The organism is Nocardia sp. NPDC004722, assembly GCF_053601505.1.
The window spans coordinates 21,354-36,235 of the sequence record NZ_JBSGBY010000015.1 but is presented as its reverse complement, the minus strand read 5'-3'; the positions used below and the strand labels follow the sequence as shown (position 1 = coordinate 36,235).

Below are 14,882 nucleotides of genomic sequence, written 5' to 3'. Positions count from 1 at the left end.
GCCCGGCGCGACCGTAGCCGGATCGATCGGCGAACGGTAGAAAGGATCCAGTCCGGGCAGCAGCGGCCGAATGCCGGGGGTGCCGAGATCCTCTGCCGCCGTTGTCGGTGATGGTCGACAGGCCCGGCGTGTGACCGCCGATATCGGTGCCGGTCACGAGGAAACCGATCGCCACCAGCATGAACAGCACGATGGTGCCGACCTTGATCAGCGCGAACCAGAACTCCAGCTCGCCGAAGAGCTTGACCGACACCACATTCAGGCCGACCACGAGGGCCAGCGCGATGAGCGCGAGCACCCACTGCGGCACCGAGACGAACATCGACCAGTAGTGCACGTAGAGCGCGACCGCGGTGATGTCGGCGACGAGGGTCGTCGACCAGTTCAGGAAGTACAGCCACCCGACCGAGTACGCGCCGCGCTCGCCGAGGAATTCGCGGGCGTAGGAGACGAACGCTCCCGACGAGGGCCGGTACATGACCAGCTCGCCGAGCGCCCGCACCACCATGAAGGTGAAGATCCCGCACACGACATAGACGATGGCCAGCGACGGCCCGGCCAGCGCCATTCGCCCGCTGGCGCCGAGGAACAGGCCGGTGCCGATGGATCCGCCGATGGCGATCATCCGCATGTGCCGGGTGCGCAATTGCTTCTGGTAGCCGAGATCACCGGCGTCGACCCGCGCGGTCGGGGCGGTCGACTGTGCTGCCGGGGGAGTAGACGGTGCCGCCGGGGCGGGGGTGTGCGCCGCGGACGGCGGGTGGTCGAGCTGCATGGGAAACCTTCCTGGGGCCGCGTCCAGCCTCCGCGAGCGGGATATCTGCGCTCAGGCAGTAAGGCTGTCAGGCTGTAAGACAGGTGAACCGTAATCGGCGTCACATCGGCTGTCAATGGCCTGATGACTCACCGGGCCGCGACACCGGACGAGCGTTTTGCGTGCCTCGAGCCGGGTCGCCCATACTGGTCGCGTGACGGTCGAAGAGGGACGAGTGCAGCGCATCGGCGCCACGGAAGCCGTCTTTCGACGCCTCAAGGGCCTGATCACCGGTGGTGAGTACGCGGTCGGCGACCGGATGCCGGGTGAGATCGCCCTGGCCAAGGAATTCGGGGTCAGCAGGCCGGTGGTGCGGGAAGCGCTGCAAGCCTGCGCGATTCTCGGGCTCACCGAAACGCGAACCGGCCGAGGCACTTTCGTCATCTCCACCGAGGAGAACACGCGGCTGACCTTCGCCGGTATCGACGCCGGGGATCTCATCGAGGCCCGCCGCCTGGTCGAGATTCCGGCCGCCGGATTCGCCGCCGAACGGCATACGCCCGAACAGCTCAACCATCTGTTCAGCCTGCTGGACACGCTGGCCGCCACCACCGACCCGGCCGAATGGGTCCGCCACGACGGCGAACTGCACACCGCCATCGCCGCTGCCAGCGGAAACAAGATGCTGACCGCGATGGTCGCCGACACCCGCCGCGCACTCGACGTGCAGTCGGAGTTCCTCAACCGCACCCAGGACCGCCGCGCCGACTCCGATCGCGAGCACGAGGCCATCGTGCGCGCCATTGAGGCGCGCTCGCCGGAGGAAGCCCGCCGGGCCATGGCCGAGCACTTGGAACGAGTCGCGGAGACCGTCGCCCGCATCGACGGCTGACCTCGAAGGGCGGTCGCATCGGCGAGGGCGCTTGCCAACTCCCGGAATCGGGGTCAGCGTGGGGGAATGAGTGAGCTGCCCGAGGATCTGGAGGCATTGCTGGCCGAGTACGGGCGGCATTTACGGTTGGGGCGCAACCGGTCCGAGCACACGGTGCGGGCCTATGTGGGTGATGCGCGGGGATTGCTGGAACATCTGCTGAACCGGGCCGTGGATTCCGGTGTGGGGGAGGTGGATCTGGCGTTGCTGCGGTCGTGGCTGGCCGCCCAGGCGAACGCGGGGGCGGCGCGTACCACTATGGCGCGGCGGGCCTCCTCGGCGCGGACGTTCACCGCCTGGCTGACGCACACCGGGAGGTTGACGGCGGATCCCGGGCCACGGCTGGGGTCGGCGCGGGCACATCGGGTACTGCCTTCGGTGCTCGGGAAGGATCAGGCGCGGGCCGCCATGGAGGCGGCGGAATCGGGTGCCGCGCAACAGGATCCGATGGCGTTGCGGGACCGGTTGATCGTGGAGATGCTGTACGCCACCGGAATTCGGGTGAGCGAGCTGTGCGGGCTGGACATCGAGGATGTCGACCGGGAACGGCGGCTGGTGCGGGTGCTGGGTAAGGGAAACAAAGAGCGCGCAGTCCCCTTCGGCGGACCTGCCGAACAGGCGCTCGAGGCGTGGCTGCGATTCGGCCGCTCCGCGCTGGCCATCCCGGAGTCCGGTCGCGCGCTGCTGCTCGGCCGCCGCGGTCGCCGCATCGACCCGCGTCAGGCCAGAACCGTGGTGCACGAGGTGGTTTCGGCGATCCCCGGCGCCCCCGACATCGGCCCCCACGGTTTCCGGCACACCGCCGCCACCCACCTCCTCGAAGGCGGCGCCGACCTGCGCGTGGTCCAGGAGATCCTGGGCCACGCCAGCATGGCCACCACCCAGCTCTACACCCACGTCTCCATCGAACGACTCAAAAAGGTCCACGACCAGGCCCACCCCCGCGCCTGACCGCGCCGCCCACCAGCGCCCGCGGGCCGTAGGCCAGGGTGGTCACGGGGCACGGTGTGCGGTGGTCGGGGTGGGTTCGGCGATGATGGCGGGGTGGGTGAGAAGTCTGGTCCGGGTTCGTTCGAGGTGGTGCCGGGGGAGCTTGATTCGCCGGTGGTGCTGCATGTTCCGCATTCCGCGCGGGTGATTCCTGCGGCGGTCCGTGCGGATCTGTTGCTCGATGACGGGGCGCTCGAGGCTGAGCTCGATGCCATCACCGATGCGCATACCGCGTGGCTGGCTGGGGCGGCGGCGGATCGGGCGCCGTCGCGGCCTTGGCAATTCGTGAATCGATTGTCCCGATTGGTGGTCGATCCGGAGCGGTTTCCGGATGAGCGGGAGGAGATGCTCGCGGTCGGGATGGGGGCGGTGTATACCGCGACTACGGATCGGAAGCCCTTGCGTGACAGGGATTTCGACCAGCGAGCGCTGCTGGATCGCTACTTCCATCCGTATGCGCGGGCCATGACCGAGGTGGTGGCGGAGCGGTTGGCCGCGGTGGGCCGTGTCGTGATCGTCGATGTGCATTCCTATCCGAAGCGGCCGCTGCCCTACGAGTTGCACGGTCACGGTGCCCGTTCGCCGATCTGTCTGGGCGCGGATGCTTTTCACACCCCTCCCGAGCTGATCACCCGCGCCGCCGGGGCCTTCGTCGAGTTCGGTGAGGTCGGCGTCAACAGCCCGTTCGCGGGCACGTACGTGCCGCTGGAGTTCTACGGCTCGGAGCCGCGGGTCGCCGCGTTGATGGTGGAGATCCGGCGCGATCTGTATCTGCCCGAGCCCGGCGGGCCGCCCGGGCCGGGAATAGATCGGCTGGCGGCCGCGCTGGCCTCCCTCGTAGCCGCCGTCTCCTGATCCACGGTCTATCGGAAAGTTATCGACGAGCTATCGGAATTCGTGCTAGCGTCACTTAGGTAATCCTAATTATGGAGGTGGCACCTTGGCACGCACACGCATATCGCTGGTGGTCCAGAACACGATCCGCCTGACCGATCATCTGATCCGCGTTCGCCTCGGCGGGCCCGGCTTCACGTCCTTCCAGCCCAACGACTCCACCGACGCCTACGTCAAACTCGTCTTCCCGGGACCCGACGGCGAGACCGTGCGCACCTACACGGTCCGCGAGGTCGACCCGGCGGCCCAGGAAATCGCCATCGACTTCGTCTACCACGGTGACGAGGGCGTGGCCGGTCCGTGGGCGGCCGCGGCCGAGCCCGGCGACACCATCGAGCTGATGGGACCTGGCGGCGGGTACGCGCCGCGCCCCGACGCCGACTGGTATCTGTTCGCGGGCGACGAGTCCGCGCTCCCCGCCATCGCCGCCGCCGTCGAATCGCTGCCCGCCGATGCCGTGGGCCAGGTCTTCGTGGAGGTCGCCGGTCCGGCCGACGAACTCGCCTTCGCGCATCCGGAAGGGGTGGAGCTCACCTGGATTCACCGCGGCGACGCGGACCCGGGACACCGGCTGTCGGCCGTCGTCCGCTCCGCGCCTTGGCGCGACGGTCAGGTGCAGGTCTTCATTCACGGCGAGGCACAGGCGGTCATGCACGAATTGCGGCCCTACATCCGCAAGGAACGCGGCGTCCCCGCCGAGTGGGCGGCCTCGATCTCCGGCTATTGGCGGCGCGGCCGCACCGAGGAAGGCTTCCGCCGCTGGAAGTCCGAACTCGCTGAGGCCGAGAAAGCCGCTCCCGCAGGCGTTTAGCCGCACGGACGGCGTCCGGACTGCGGCGGGCCGCCGTCAGACGAAGCCCTCGGCGACCAGCTCGAATCTGTCGGGGCGGACCATGTGCCACTGCCCGGAGCCGCCGATCACCCGGCTCCAGCTCTCGACGGAAAGCTCGGCTTCTACGGTGCGACAGGATAATTCGATGCTGAAGCCGCCGTACATCCCGGGCACTGCCATCCACATGGAGGGGTCGTCCGTCTCGGTGAGTGGGCCGACCTGTGGTAGTCGCAGCCGGATGCCCGGCACGAAATCGTCCACCCGGCCCGCGATGACGGCGTGGAGTACGTGTTCGAGCTGGGCCAGCCGGGGCTGCGGGATCGGGTGCTGTGGGCGCGGGGTCAGGATCGGCAGCAGATGGTTGTGCCCACGCTCGGCCGCGATTTCGTGCGGCGTTTGACCGACACCGCACCGCAAAGTGCGCCAAGCACCTCGCTTGATCAGCTTCTCGGCTACCCCCGCGGGTCCTCCGTGCCAGGCCACCTGATGCAGGGGCGCGTAGCCCGAGGCCCCGCCGACCCGGGTCGAATTCACGAAGTCGTCGGGCATCTTGATCGATCGGGGATAGTGGACGACGAGGTCCAGCAGCCGGTCCCAATCCCCGGCTCGGCCCGCATCGGCGACCGCGTCCGCGTGTCCGGTCATCTCCTCGGACAAGTCTTTTCGATCCAGGACTCCCCACCACTCCAACCCCATGGCCGCCACCATAGCCGGTAGCGTCGATGATCATGACCACCCGATCGAGCGAGGCAGTCCCGCTGCGTGAGCGCCTGCGCGCCGCGCTTCCCGTCGCCATGAAGGCCCGCGACCGCGCCGCCACCGCGGCTCTGCGCTCGGCCCTCGCCGCGATCGACAACGCCGAAGCCGTGGACGGTTCCGAGGTCCGCGCGGGCGCCATCGAGAACAGCCCCGTCGGCCTGGGCAGCGCTGAGGTGGCCCGCCGCCACCTCAGCGAATCCGACATCGACGCCATCGTCCGCACCGAAATCGCCGACCGCCTCACTGCCGCAGAGCAATACGATTCCCACCCCACCGGCACCGACCGCGCCACCACCCTCCGCGCCGAGGCCGCCGCCCTCACCACCCACCTCGACCCGCCCTGACGGTCAGCGCGGCCGGAGAGTGTTGATGTAGCGGTGGGCGAACCAGCGCTGGATCAGCCGGACGATGGGGCCGCCGAGGCGGACATACCAGACGCCGGGACGGGAGAAGGCGGCGATGAGGCCGTAGACCGATTCGTCCGTGGGGTCGTATTCGACGGCGAAGAGTTCCTCGCCGATCTCGGGGTGGCCGGGCAGCGTGCCGTAGGCAAAGCCGCGGCGATCGGGGTCGTCGAGGACGTAGACCACGCGGCAGGGTGCGCTCACCCCGATCGGCCCGATTCCCAGGCGGACGGTCAGGGCCGTTCCCGGCTCGACGGTTTCGGTGCTGGCGTATTCGAAAATGCCGGTGCCGCGCTGAATCCGGTAGGCAAGGATCTGCTCGCCCGCCCGCTCGAAGAGTTCGCGACCGGACCCGATCCGCCGTCGTAGCCGGAAGCTGTCGTACCCGTGCGGGAAGTCGCCCGCGGTCGCGCCGACCTCGGCGTAGGTGAACGGTGCGACAGACTCATCCGGCATGTGTCCATCCTCGCCGCTCGCCACTCGGCCGGGTAGACGGGCCGGTTGTGAGCCTGCACTCCCGAGTACGGCGTATCGCCTCGATACGTACGTTCGCCACCCACGCCGGGTCCTGCGCTCCGATAGCCATCGTTCGACGTGCCGAGACCGGCAACGGTTCGAGTGGGTGAGAAGCTCTCGGCAAGCGCCGGTTCACCTGTCGCATGGGCGATTTCGAGCGGTTTGAGGCGGATCGGGGTGGATTGGAGCAGGCCGAGCGGGTTGACGTATTCGCGGTTGCGGCGGGCTCCCCAGTGCAGGCAGGGGGAGCAGGGTGGGTGGCCGGATTGGAGAGTGCCGATGGGTTCGCCGCGATGGATGCGGCGGCCCACGGGGACTGCGGCGGAGACCGGTTCGTAGGTGGTGCGTAGTCCGCCCGGATGGTCGATGGACACGACCGGCTTGCCTGCCACCGTGCCCGCGAACATGACCACGCCGTCACCCGCCGCGAGTACGGACTCGCCTTGCCCGCCAGCCAAATCCACGCCGCGATGCCCCGGGAGCCAATCGTGCTCGGGGTTGTCGAAAGCCCGCACCACGGCTGGCCTCGCCCGCAGCGGCCAATCGAACTCCCTGCCTGATACGGCCTCGACCGGTGCGGCGTGCCCGAACGCCACCCCGAGGGGCGTCGCGCCCGCGGCAACCAGCAGCGCCGCGGCTGTGAGCGACCGCATCGCCGACCGCGTGCCAGTGCGACGAGGCCGTAAACGGTCCGTCGACACGCATTGCCTCGATTGGTTCCCTGCGGTGGGTCGCCGAGATTCAACTACTGCGACAGCTGGGAACTGCGAGGACTCCTGGATGGTGTCGTCGATGATCGGGGGCATGAGATCAGCGTGCGCGCTCGAAAACGGTTGTGGGAGACCCTTTCCGGCGAATGTGGATAACACGACGGGTTGTGAACAGCGTCAATCTCAGTCGCCGGGTCCAGGTTTCAGTGGCGAAGCCGCGACTTCTGCCAGGTCGGCCGATCGACGGCGTAGTGGATCATCGGGCCGAGCACGCCAGGGACGGTTTCGAACGGCCGCAGGCCGAGCCGCTCGATGACCGCGATGGAGGCCGTGTTGCCCTCGTCGATCTCGGCGACGACGCGGTCGAGGCCGAGCACTTCGAAGGCGTAGGTCACCACGGCCTGCGCCGCCTCCCCGGCCAGGCCACGGCCTTGATACTCGGGGTCGAGGCTGTAGACGACCTCGAGATCCGGTCCCTCGTCGAGCCACCGCAGCCCCGCGGTGCCGAGCAGCGGCCCGTCGCTCCCGGTTTCGCGGATCGCCCAGAATCCGAAATTCGCGGTGGCGAAATCCTTTTCGGAACCGGTGATGATCTCCGCCACCTGCTCGGCGGAAAGCGTCTCCCCGTCGAACAGGAATTCGCGAACTCGGGGCCGCTGCCACAGTGTCAGCAACTCGTCGTGATCGCTCGCGCGCAGTGGTGTCAGCGTGAGCCGTGCGGTCCGCAGCATCAGCCCACGATAAGCGTCTGACCTGGGCGGGGGCATCCGGTTATCGCCCGACCTCGGGGGCGATTTCTGTCTGGGGGAACTGCTGCGTAAACTGGTCCAGCGGTTTGCGTTTATGCGAACCGACTTCGCGCGCCCACAGTGAGTGTCGCCGGCTGGTCCCCTGAATTCGTTTTCGGTGGGTTCCGGTGGCCGTGAGCGCCAGGGCAGGGATCGCCGATTCCTGTGTCAACCAGCAACGAGAGGAAGTTACGGAGCCATGGCTGTCGTAACAATGAAGCAGCTGCTCGACAGCGGCGCGCACTTCGGTCACCAGACCCGCCGGTGGAACCCGAAGATGAAGCGATTCATCTTCACCGACCGCAACGGCATCTACATCATCGATCTGCAGCAGACGCTGACCTACATCGACAAGGCCTACGAGTTCGTCAAGGAGACCGTTGCCCACGGCGGCACCGTCCTCTTCGTCGGCACCAAGAAGCAGGCCCAGGAGTCGATCGCTTCCGAGGCGACCCGCGTCGGCATGCCCTACGTGAACCAGCGCTGGCTGGGCGGCATGCTCACCAACTTCTCGACCGTCCACAAGCGCCTGCAGCGCCTGAAGGAGCTCGAGTCGATGGAGCAGACCGGCGGTTTCGAGGGTCGCACCAAGAAGGAAATCCTCATGCTGACGCGTGAGAAGAACAAGCTCGAGCGCACCCTGGGCGGCATCCGGGACATGGCCAAGGTTCCCTCGGCCATCTGGGTTGTCGACACCAACAAGGAGCACATCGCCGTCGGCGAGGCTCGCAAGCTGAACATCCCGGTCATCGCGATCCTGGACACCAACTGCGATCCCGACCTGGTCGATTACCCGATCCCGGGCAACGACGACGCGATCCGCTCGGCCGCGCTGCTGACCAAGGTCGTGGCGTCCGCCGTCGCCGAGGGCGTGCAGGCTCGTGCCTCGCGTGCCTCCGGTGATTCGAAGCCGGAAGCCGGCGCCGCCGGCGAGCCGCTCGCGGAGTGGGAGCAGGAGCTGCTGGCTCAGGCTGCCCCGGCCGCCGAGGCCGAGCCCGCCGTGGAGACCGCGGCCGAGGCCGAGCTGAAGGAAGACCCGGCCACCAAGACCCCGGCCGACTTCTGATTCTCCGCCGCAAGGCATCTGTTCACCTTGCCGACCGTTCTCGTACGAAAACGGTCGGCAAGGTGTGACACCCACAGACTTTCACTCACAAAGGGAGGCTCGCCCGAGATGGCGAACTACACCGCCGCCGATGTGAAGCGGCTCCGTGAGCTCACCGGCTCCGGAATGATGGACTGCAAGAAGGCGCTCGAGGAGAACGCGGGCGATTTCGACAAGGCCGTCGAGTTCCTGCGCATCAAGGGCGCCAAGGATGTCGGCAAGCGCGCCGAGCGCGCCACCGCCGAGGGCCTGGTCGTCGCGCAGGACGGCGTCCTGATCGAGATCAACTCCGAGACCGACTTCGTGGCCAAGAACCAGGAGTTCCAGGACGTCGCGAACGCCATCGTGGCCGCCGCCGCGAAGGCCCGCCCGGCCGACCTGGACGCCCTGAAGGCCGTTGAGGTCGACGGCAAGACCGCCGACGAGGTGCTGCAGGCGCTGGCCGCCAAGATCGGCGAGAAGCTCGAGCTGCGTCGCGTCGCCACCTTCGACGGTCAGACCACCGTCTACCTGCACAAGCGTGCCACCGACCTGCCGCCCGCCGTGGGCGTGCTGATCGAGTACACCGGCGCCGACGCCGACGCCGCGCGTGCCGCCGGTATGCAGGTCGCGGCCCTCAAGGCCAAGTACCTGACCCGCGAGGACGTCCCGGCCGAGCTCGTCGCCAAGGAGCGCGAGATCGCCGAGGCGACCGCCAAGGAAGAGGGCAAGCCGGAGGCCGCGCTGCCGAAGATCGTCGAGGGTCGCGTCAACGGCTTCTACAAGGACGTCGTCCTGCTGGAGCAGTCGTCGGTCACCGACTCCAAGAAGACCGTGAAGGCCCAGCTGGACGAGGCCGGTGTCACCATCACCCGCTTCGCCCGCTTCGAGGTCGGCCAGGCGTAAGCCTCCGATCGACTCGGCGTCATCGCCTGACACAGTCGAAAAGGCCCCTCGCTCATCGGATTCCGATGAGCGAGGGGCCTTTCTTTTTCCCCGCCCGGGCTGGTAGCCGCGTGTGGTCAGTGGGGTCCGCCGGGGACGTAGCACCCCGCAACCACGCCCAACTGGCAGTTGCTGGAGCCGGGTCCGGATCCGGTCGTGCCGGGAGGCAGCAGTGGGTTGGCCGAGCCGCTGCCCGTCAGCCAGCCCAGTACCACCGCGAGCGGACTGGCTTGAATCGGTTCGTTGTCGAGGTAGACCGGGTCCGCGGTCGCCGGAGCGAGCGGTACGTCCGCCAGTGCGGGGCCTGCCATGGTGACGAGACCCGCCGCGAGGACGAGGGCGGCGAATGCTGTTCTCACGGTGCCGGTTCTGGAGGTCATGGGCGCAGATCGTATTTGAAGGCAGTGCGTTTCACTTTGGTTCGAGGGCCCCGAATTACCGGGGCATCGGACGTCGCGGCGGAGGTGTCCGAGAGTTCGCTGGTTGGCTCAGGCTTGCCAGTCGGTGGCGTGCATCCAGTCTTCGAGGGTCATCAGGCCGGGGAGGTCGGCGCGGAGGGCGGCGAGGTCGACGGGCGGGTTGGGGCGGGCGTTGAAGAAGGCGAACATCTTTCCGACCTGCTCGTCGAAGGCGCTGATCTGTTCCAGTGGGACCTGGAAGGTGCGCGGGGTCAATCCGGCCTTGCGGGCCAGGGTTTCGGCGATTTCGGTGGGGGTCAGTTCGTCTCCGGCGAGGACGAGGGCGCGGCCCAGGAAGTCGGCCGGGCGCTCGAAGGCCAGTGCGGCGAAGCGGCCGATGTCGTCGATCGCGATGAACTGCATCGGCATATCCGGCGGCACCGGCAGGGCCAGGATCAGGTTGTCGCCGTCGCGGGTCGGCCGGTTGTAGGTGGCGAGATTGTCCATGAACATGACCGGCCTCAGGAAGGTGGCGGGCAGGCCGAGGGCGCGGATGTGGTCCTCGATGTGCTCCTTGGCGTCGTAGTATTCGACGCCCGAACCCTGGTAGACGCCCTGCAGCGAGGTGTAGACCAGGTGTGCGACACCGGCTTTGGCGGCCAGTTCGGCCACTGACTTGCCGCGCCGCTCCTCGTCGGCGATGCCCTTCGGGGTGATGTGGACGCCCTCCATCATGGTCAGCATGAGGAAGGCGCCGTGCACGCCTTCCATGGCCGCCCGCAGCGAGTCCTCGTCGTCCAGGTCGCCGACCGCGAGTTCCGCGCCCGCGGCCTTCAACTCCTGTGCCTTGGGTGCTTCCGGATCGCGGACGAAAGCGCGCACCGGCCAACCCTTTTCGAGCAGCGATGTCGCGGTGGCGAAGCCTTGCCGCCCGGTTGCCCCGATGACCAAAACCGGTCCCTGCGCGTTGCTCATGTCCTGCTCCCGTCGTGTCGATCTCGTTTCGACGGTAGGAACCCGGGCGCGGGGCTGTCCTGGTGGCGATACTGCTAGGCAGGCAGCTGTACAGGGGGATATCCGAATGGTAAGCGGCGACGGCATTTCCGATTCCGCGGGCCAGCGCCACGTCTCGGCCCGGCATGCTCAGCTGGGGGAGTTCCTGCGGGCGCAGCGGGCCCGATTGCAGCCGCAGGACGTCGGATTGGTGCCGTACGGGGATCCGGCCCGCCGGCGTACGCCGGGGCTGCGGCGTGAGGAGGTCGCCGAGCTGTCGAGTGTGGGACTCACCTGGTACACCTGGCTCGAGCAGGGGCGGGAGGTGGCGGCCAGTCGTCAGGTGATCGACGCGCTGGCCCGCACCCTGCGACTGGATCCGGATCAGCATCGCCACCTGCGGTTTCTGGCCGGTCTCGCGGAACCCGAAGACACCGAACCGGATACCGACCGGGCTCGGCTGCAACGCTTGGTGGACGCGGTCATGCCCAGTCCGGCCAGCGTGTACGACGCGGGTTTCGATTTCCTGGTGTGGAATCGCGCCTATGTGCTGGTGCGCGACGATCCCCTCGAACTGCCCGCCGGGCGGCGCAATCTGCTCTGGATGATGTTCACCGAGAACGAGAATCGCCGGAACATGACGCATTGGGCGCGGGCCGCCCGCGCGGTGGTCAGCCAGTTGCGTGACGCGCTCGGCCGCCGCCCCGACGATCCGCAGCTGACCGCCCTGGTCGCCGGATTGACCGCGGAGAGCCCGCAATTCTGCCGCTGGTGGTCGGAATATCCGGTGCGTCGCTTTCGTCCGGCCACGATTACCGTGCGGCATCCGCTCACGGGCCCGATTGATCTGGAAGTGTTCCAGTTGCGTCCGGTCGAGGACCCGAATCTGCTGATGGTGGTGCAGGCCCCCGCCACGCCGGTCGCGGCGCAGCGAATCGCCGCTGTTTTGGCGGCCGGACAACAAGTCCGAAATGTCACGAATCGGTAGGCCGTATCGAGGGTCGGGTCACGCTCGCGGCCGGTCGTGAGGCAGGATAGACGAAGCTTTGTTGCCGTCCCGTGCAATTCGTCGGCCGGGATGGTCTTTTCATGTGCCTGGTGCACGCTCGACCGCCGAGATAAGGAGACCGATGACGGACCCGGATACCGCCCCCGATCGCAAGGGCTATCGCCGAGTGCTCCTCAAGCTGGGTGGCGAGATGTTCGGCGGTGGCCGGGTGGGTCTCGATCCCGATGTGGTGCAGATGGTCGCCGAGCAGATCGCCGAGGTCGTCTCCGAGGGCGTCCAGGTGGCGGTCGTGATAGGCGGCGGCAACTTCTTCCGTGGCGCCGAGCTTGAGGAGCGCGGCATGGAGCGGGCCCGCTCGGACTACATGGGCATGCTCGGCACCGTGATGAATTCCCTTGCGCTGCAGGACTTCCTGCAGAAGCAGGGCATCGACACCCGGGTGCAGACCGCCATCACCATGGGCCAGGTCGCGGAGCCGTATCTGCCGCTGCGGGCCAAGCGGCACCTGGAGAAGGGCCGCGTCGTGATCTTCGGCGCGGGCATGGGCATGCCGTACTTCTCCACCGACACCACCGCCGCCCAGCGCGCGCTGGAGATCGGCGCGGAAGTGGTGCTCATGGCCAAGGCCGTCGACGGCGTCTACACCGCGGACCCGCGCGAGGACCCGGACGCCACCATGTTCACCGACATCACCCACCGTGAGGCGCTGGAACGCGGCCTGAAGGTCGCCGATGCCACCGCCTTCAGCCTGTGTATGGACAACCAGATGCCCATGCTGGTGTTCAATCTGTTGACCAAGGGAAATATCGCCCGTGCGGTCGCCGGTGAGAAGATCGGCACGCTGGTCCGGTCATGACCGAGACAAGAACGATGACGCAGTGGAGGAATCGCCGTGATTGAAGAAGCGCTCTTCGACGCCGAGGAAAAATTCGAGAAGGCCGTCTCGGTGGTGAAGGACGACCTGGCTTCGATTCGGACCGGTCGCGCTAATCCGGGCATGTTCTCGCGGATCGTGGTGGAGTACTACGGCTCGATGACGCCGATCACCCAGATCTCCTCGATCACCGTGCCGGAACCGCGCATGGTCGTGATCAAGCCTTACGAGCAGGCGCAGATGCAGCCGATCGAGACCGCGATCCGCAATTCGGATCTCGGGGTGAACCCCACCAACAACGGTGACATCATCCGCATCTCGGTCCCGCAGCTGACCGAGGAGCGCCGCCGGGAAATGGTCAAGCAGGCCAAGTCCAAGGGCGAGGACGCCAAGATCTCGATCCGCAATGTGCGCCGCAAGGCCATGGACGAGCTCGGTCGCATCCAGAAGGACGGCGAGGCGGGCGAGGACGAGGTCGGCCGCGCCGAGAAGGAACTCGACAAGACCACGGCCAAGTACGTGGCGCAGGTCGACGAGCTGGTGAAGCACAAGGAAGCCGAACTGCTCGAGGTCTAGGACGGCCGAGCTTCGGTCGGGGGTAGGGACGAACGGACGACAAGTGAGCGACGGGACAATCGTGGCCGAAGAGACTGCCGCCACCGGCGAGGCGCCGGAGGAAGCCGGCGCGCCTCCGGTGCATTCGGTGGGTGCGGATTCGGCTGGGCCGAACGGCGATTCGGCGGTGCCGGGCAACGGCGTGACGGCGGGCGAGGGCGCGACGGCGGGCGAGGGTTCGGCGGTGCCGGGCGAGGGTTCCGCCGCCGCGGGGCAACCGAGCGCGCCCGCGTCGAAGGCGGGCCGCAATCTGCCCGCCGCGCTGGCGGTCGGATTCGGGCTGGGGTTGTCCCTCATCGCGATCCTGCTGTGGGCACCGAAGGTGCTCGTCGGCGTGATCGCGCTGGGGATCGCGGTGGCCACCTGGGAGGTGGCCAAGCGGCTGCGCGAGGCCGATGTGAAGGTCCCGCGGATTCCGCTGCTGGTCGGCGGGCAGGCGATTGTCTGGCTGGCCTGGCCTGCCGGGCCGCAGGGAGTGCTGGGCGCGTTCGGCGCGACGGCGCTGACCCTGATGGTGTGGCGACTGTTCGACCACGGACTGCGGGCCACACCGCGAAACTATCTGCGCGACACCGCGATCGCGGTATTCGTGCTCGCCTGGATTCCGCTGCTGGCCTCGTTCGCGGTGCTCATGCTGCAGCAGGACAAGGGCAACCTGCGGGTGCTCTCGTTCATGATCCTGGTGGTCTGCTCGGACGTCGGCGGCTATATCGCGGGCGTGCTGTTCGGCAAGCATCCGATGGTCCCGCACATCAGCCCGAAGAAGTCCTGGGAGGGCTTCGGCGGCTCGCTGGTGTTCTGCGTGATCGGCGGCCTGCTCACGGTGACGCTGCTGCTGGACGCGAATTCGTTGATCGGCGTCCTGCTTGGCGTGGGCCTGGTCCTGGTGGCCACCAGCGGCGACCTGATCGAATCCCAGGTCAAGCGCGAACTCGGCATCAAGGACATGGGCACGCTGCTGCCCGGCCACGGCGGCATCATGGATCGCCTCGACTCCATGCTGCCGTCCGCGTTCGTCGCCTGGCTGGTGCTGACCGCGCTGCTGTGATCTGTGGGGGATCTGCCCGGAACTACGTGGCCTTCTTGGCGGCGCGCCGCAATTGCAGGATGCGGTAGCCGCCGATAAGCGCCGTGACCAGCGCACCCGCGATCACCGACAGCAACACGAGCACGCCCAGTGGCAGATTCCAATCCCAGGCGAAAACGGTCACATTGACCTGCTCGAGATTCTGCAGAATGAAGACCAGCAGCAGAATGCCGATCACGGCGGCGATGAGCAGACCGATCCAGGCATAACCGGCGCGAGTCTTGAGCGCTCCCTTGTGCTTCGAACTTCCCTTGCTCGGGGTCGGATCCGCCCCGGCGTCTGGCACGGCGGTTGTCATA

Annotated in this window: 18 protein-coding genes and 1 pseudogene; 11 read left to right on the top strand and 8 right to left on the bottom strand. The window is 67.7% G+C overall.

All coding sequences use genetic code 11. The annotated features are described in order from the left end of the window. Positions 1-775 (bottom strand): amino acid permease (locus tag ACWELQ_RS03725; protein WP_452395481.1); only part of this gene is annotated, 775 nt, incomplete at its 3' end. A 193-nt stretch (positions 776-968) separates the two neighbouring features. Here ACWELQ_RS03725 and ACWELQ_RS03720 point away from each other — a divergent pair. From ACWELQ_RS03720 to ACWELQ_RS03705, 4 genes are all read left to right on the top strand, one after another. Continuing rightward, positions 969-1,646: a FadR/GntR family transcriptional regulator gene (locus ACWELQ_RS03720; RefSeq protein WP_452395480.1), complete on the top strand. Its 678-nt coding sequence runs from the start codon at positions 969-971 to the stop codon at positions 1,644-1,646. Between the two features lie 66 nt (positions 1,647-1,712). Continuing rightward, positions 1,713-2,636: a tyrosine recombinase XerC gene (locus tag ACWELQ_RS03715; RefSeq protein ID WP_452395479.1), complete on the top strand. Its 924-nt coding sequence runs from the start codon at positions 1,713-1,715 to the stop codon at positions 2,634-2,636. A gap of 93 nt (positions 2,637-2,729) precedes the next feature. Next, positions 2,730-3,530, top strand: a complete 801-nt coding sequence (locus ACWELQ_RS03710; protein ID WP_452395478.1) for an N-formylglutamate amidohydrolase — start codon at positions 2,730-2,732, stop codon at positions 3,528-3,530. Between the two features lie 85 nt (positions 3,531-3,615). Beyond that, a complete protein-coding gene (locus tag ACWELQ_RS03705) occupies positions 3,616-4,380 on the top strand; it encodes a siderophore-interacting protein (protein WP_452395477.1) in 765 nt (254 codons plus the stop codon). Positions 4,381-4,416: 36 nt separating this feature from the next. On the opposite strand, the gene ACWELQ_RS03700 is transcribed toward ACWELQ_RS03705, so the two are convergent. Then, positions 4,417-5,097, bottom strand: a complete 681-nt coding sequence (locus ACWELQ_RS03700; protein WP_452395476.1) for a hypothetical protein — start codon at positions 5,095-5,097, stop codon at positions 4,417-4,419. Between the two features lie 32 nt (positions 5,098-5,129). Here ACWELQ_RS03700 and ACWELQ_RS03695 point away from each other — a divergent pair, with 32 nt between their 5' ends. Continuing rightward, on the top strand, positions 5,130-5,504 hold the full coding sequence (locus ACWELQ_RS03695) for a hypothetical protein (protein ID WP_452395475.1): 375 nt from the start codon (positions 5,130-5,132) through the stop codon (positions 5,502-5,504). A gap of 3 nt (positions 5,505-5,507) precedes the next feature. Here ACWELQ_RS03695 and ACWELQ_RS03690 read toward each other — a convergent pair whose 3' ends face one another. The 3 genes and pseudogenes from ACWELQ_RS03690 to ACWELQ_RS03680 all read right to left on the bottom strand — a co-directional run bounded on the left by ACWELQ_RS03690 (position 5,508) and on the right by ACWELQ_RS03680 (position 7,521). Beyond that, positions 5,508-6,020 carry a DUF1990 family protein gene (locus ACWELQ_RS03690; RefSeq protein WP_452395474.1) on the bottom strand — a complete coding sequence of 171 codons (513 nt, stop codon included), beginning with the start codon at positions 6,018-6,020 and terminating at the stop codon, positions 5,508-5,510. A gap of 215 nt (positions 6,021-6,235) precedes the next feature. After that, a pseudogene (locus ACWELQ_RS03685) lies at positions 6,236-6,733 on the bottom strand (M23 family metallopeptidase); the annotation flags it as partial. Between the two features lie 260 nt (positions 6,734-6,993). Continuing rightward, on the bottom strand, positions 6,994-7,521 hold the full coding sequence (locus ACWELQ_RS03680) for a GNAT family N-acetyltransferase (protein WP_452395473.1): 528 nt from the start codon (positions 7,519-7,521) through the stop codon (positions 6,994-6,996). A gap of 256 nt (positions 7,522-7,777) precedes the next feature. Between ACWELQ_RS03680 and rpsB the strand changes: the two genes are divergently transcribed. Both rpsB and tsf read left to right on the top strand, forming a co-directional pair. Then, the gene (gene rpsB / locus ACWELQ_RS03675) at positions 7,778-8,644 is read left to right on the top strand and encodes a 30S ribosomal protein S2 (protein ID WP_452395472.1); all 867 of its coding nucleotides are present in this window, start codon (positions 7,778-7,780) and stop codon (positions 8,642-8,644) included. A gap of 108 nt (positions 8,645-8,752) precedes the next feature. Continuing rightward, on the top strand, positions 8,753-9,568 hold the full coding sequence (tsf, locus tag ACWELQ_RS03670; RefSeq protein WP_452395471.1) for a translation elongation factor Ts: 816 nt from the start codon (positions 8,753-8,755) through the stop codon (positions 9,566-9,568). 116 nt (positions 9,569-9,684) lie between these two features. On the opposite strand, the gene ACWELQ_RS03665 is transcribed toward tsf, so the two are convergent. Both ACWELQ_RS03665 and ACWELQ_RS03660 read right to left on the bottom strand, forming a co-directional pair. Next, the gene (locus ACWELQ_RS03665; RefSeq protein WP_452395470.1) at positions 9,685-9,987 is read right to left on the bottom strand and encodes a hypothetical protein; all 303 of its coding nucleotides are present in this window, start codon (positions 9,985-9,987) and stop codon (positions 9,685-9,687) included. A 108-nt stretch (positions 9,988-10,095) separates the two neighbouring features. Beyond that, the gene (locus ACWELQ_RS03660; RefSeq protein WP_452395469.1) at positions 10,096-10,980 is read right to left on the bottom strand and encodes an NmrA/HSCARG family protein; all 885 of its coding nucleotides are present in this window, start codon (positions 10,978-10,980) and stop codon (positions 10,096-10,098) included. 106 nt (positions 10,981-11,086) lie between these two features. Between ACWELQ_RS03660 and ACWELQ_RS03655 the strand changes: the two genes are divergently transcribed. The 4 genes from ACWELQ_RS03655 (at position 11,087) to ACWELQ_RS03640 (ending at position 14,544) form a co-directional block, all read left to right on the top strand. After that, positions 11,087-11,986, top strand: a complete 900-nt coding sequence (locus tag ACWELQ_RS03655; protein WP_452395468.1) for a helix-turn-helix transcriptional regulator — start codon at positions 11,087-11,089, stop codon at positions 11,984-11,986. Positions 11,987-12,128: 142 nt separating this feature from the next. Then, entirely contained in the window at positions 12,129-12,863 is a 735-nt protein-coding gene (gene pyrH / locus ACWELQ_RS03650) for a UMP kinase (RefSeq protein ID WP_379356565.1), read from the top strand. A 36-nt stretch (positions 12,864-12,899) separates the two neighbouring features. Then, the gene (frr, locus tag ACWELQ_RS03645) at positions 12,900-13,457 is read left to right on the top strand and encodes a ribosome recycling factor (protein WP_452395467.1); all 558 of its coding nucleotides are present in this window, start codon (positions 12,900-12,902) and stop codon (positions 13,455-13,457) included. 223 nt (positions 13,458-13,680) lie between these two features. Beyond that, positions 13,681-14,544: a phosphatidate cytidylyltransferase gene (locus ACWELQ_RS03640; protein WP_452395482.1), complete on the top strand. Its 864-nt coding sequence runs from the start codon at positions 13,681-13,683 to the stop codon at positions 14,542-14,544. A gap of 22 nt (positions 14,545-14,566) precedes the next feature. Here the strand turns inward: ACWELQ_RS03640 and ACWELQ_RS03635 are convergent, their stop codons facing one another. Next, complete coding sequence (locus ACWELQ_RS03635) at positions 14,567-14,881, bottom strand: LapA family protein (RefSeq protein WP_452395466.1); 315 nt, start codon at positions 14,879-14,881, stop codon at positions 14,567-14,569. Position 14,882 lies beyond the last annotated feature (1 nt).

Bases quoted from the DNA above. Each gene is read 5' to 3' on its own strand.
- ACWELQ_RS03715 (WP_452395479.1), top strand. From the start codon at position 1,713: ATGAGTGAGCTGCCCGAGGATCTGGAGGCATTGCTGGCCGAGTACGGG.
- ACWELQ_RS03700 (WP_452395476.1), bottom strand. From the start codon at position 5,097: ATGGGGTTGGAGTGGTGGGGAGTCCTGGATCGAAAAGACTTGTCCGAG.
- ACWELQ_RS03695 (WP_452395475.1), top strand. From the start codon at position 5,130: ATGACCACCCGATCGAGCGAGGCAGTCCCGCTGCGTGAGCGCCTGCGC.
- ACWELQ_RS03690 (WP_452395474.1), bottom strand. From the start codon at position 6,020: ATGCCGGATGAGTCTGTCGCACCGTTCACCTACGCCGAGGTCGGCGCG.
- ACWELQ_RS03680 (WP_452395473.1), bottom strand. From the start codon at position 7,521: ATGCTGCGGACCGCACGGCTCACGCTGACACCACTGCGCGCGAGCGAT.
- rpsB (WP_452395472.1), top strand. From the start codon at position 7,778: ATGGCTGTCGTAACAATGAAGCAGCTGCTCGACAGCGGCGCGCACTTC.
- tsf (WP_452395471.1), top strand. From the start codon at position 8,753: ATGGCGAACTACACCGCCGCCGATGTGAAGCGGCTCCGTGAGCTCACC.
- ACWELQ_RS03665 (WP_452395470.1), bottom strand. From the start codon at position 9,987: ATGACCTCCAGAACCGGCACCGTGAGAACAGCATTCGCCGCCCTCGTC.
- ACWELQ_RS03660 (WP_452395469.1), bottom strand. From the start codon at position 10,980: ATGAGCAACGCGCAGGGACCGGTTTTGGTCATCGGGGCAACCGGGCGG.
- ACWELQ_RS03655 (WP_452395468.1), top strand. From the start codon at position 11,087: ATGGTAAGCGGCGACGGCATTTCCGATTCCGCGGGCCAGCGCCACGTC.
- pyrH (WP_379356565.1), top strand. From the start codon at position 12,129: ATGACGGACCCGGATACCGCCCCCGATCGCAAGGGCTATCGCCGAGTG.
- ACWELQ_RS03635 (WP_452395466.1), bottom strand. From the start codon at position 14,881: ATGACAACCGCCGTGCCAGACGCCGGGGCGGATCCGACCCCGAGCAAG.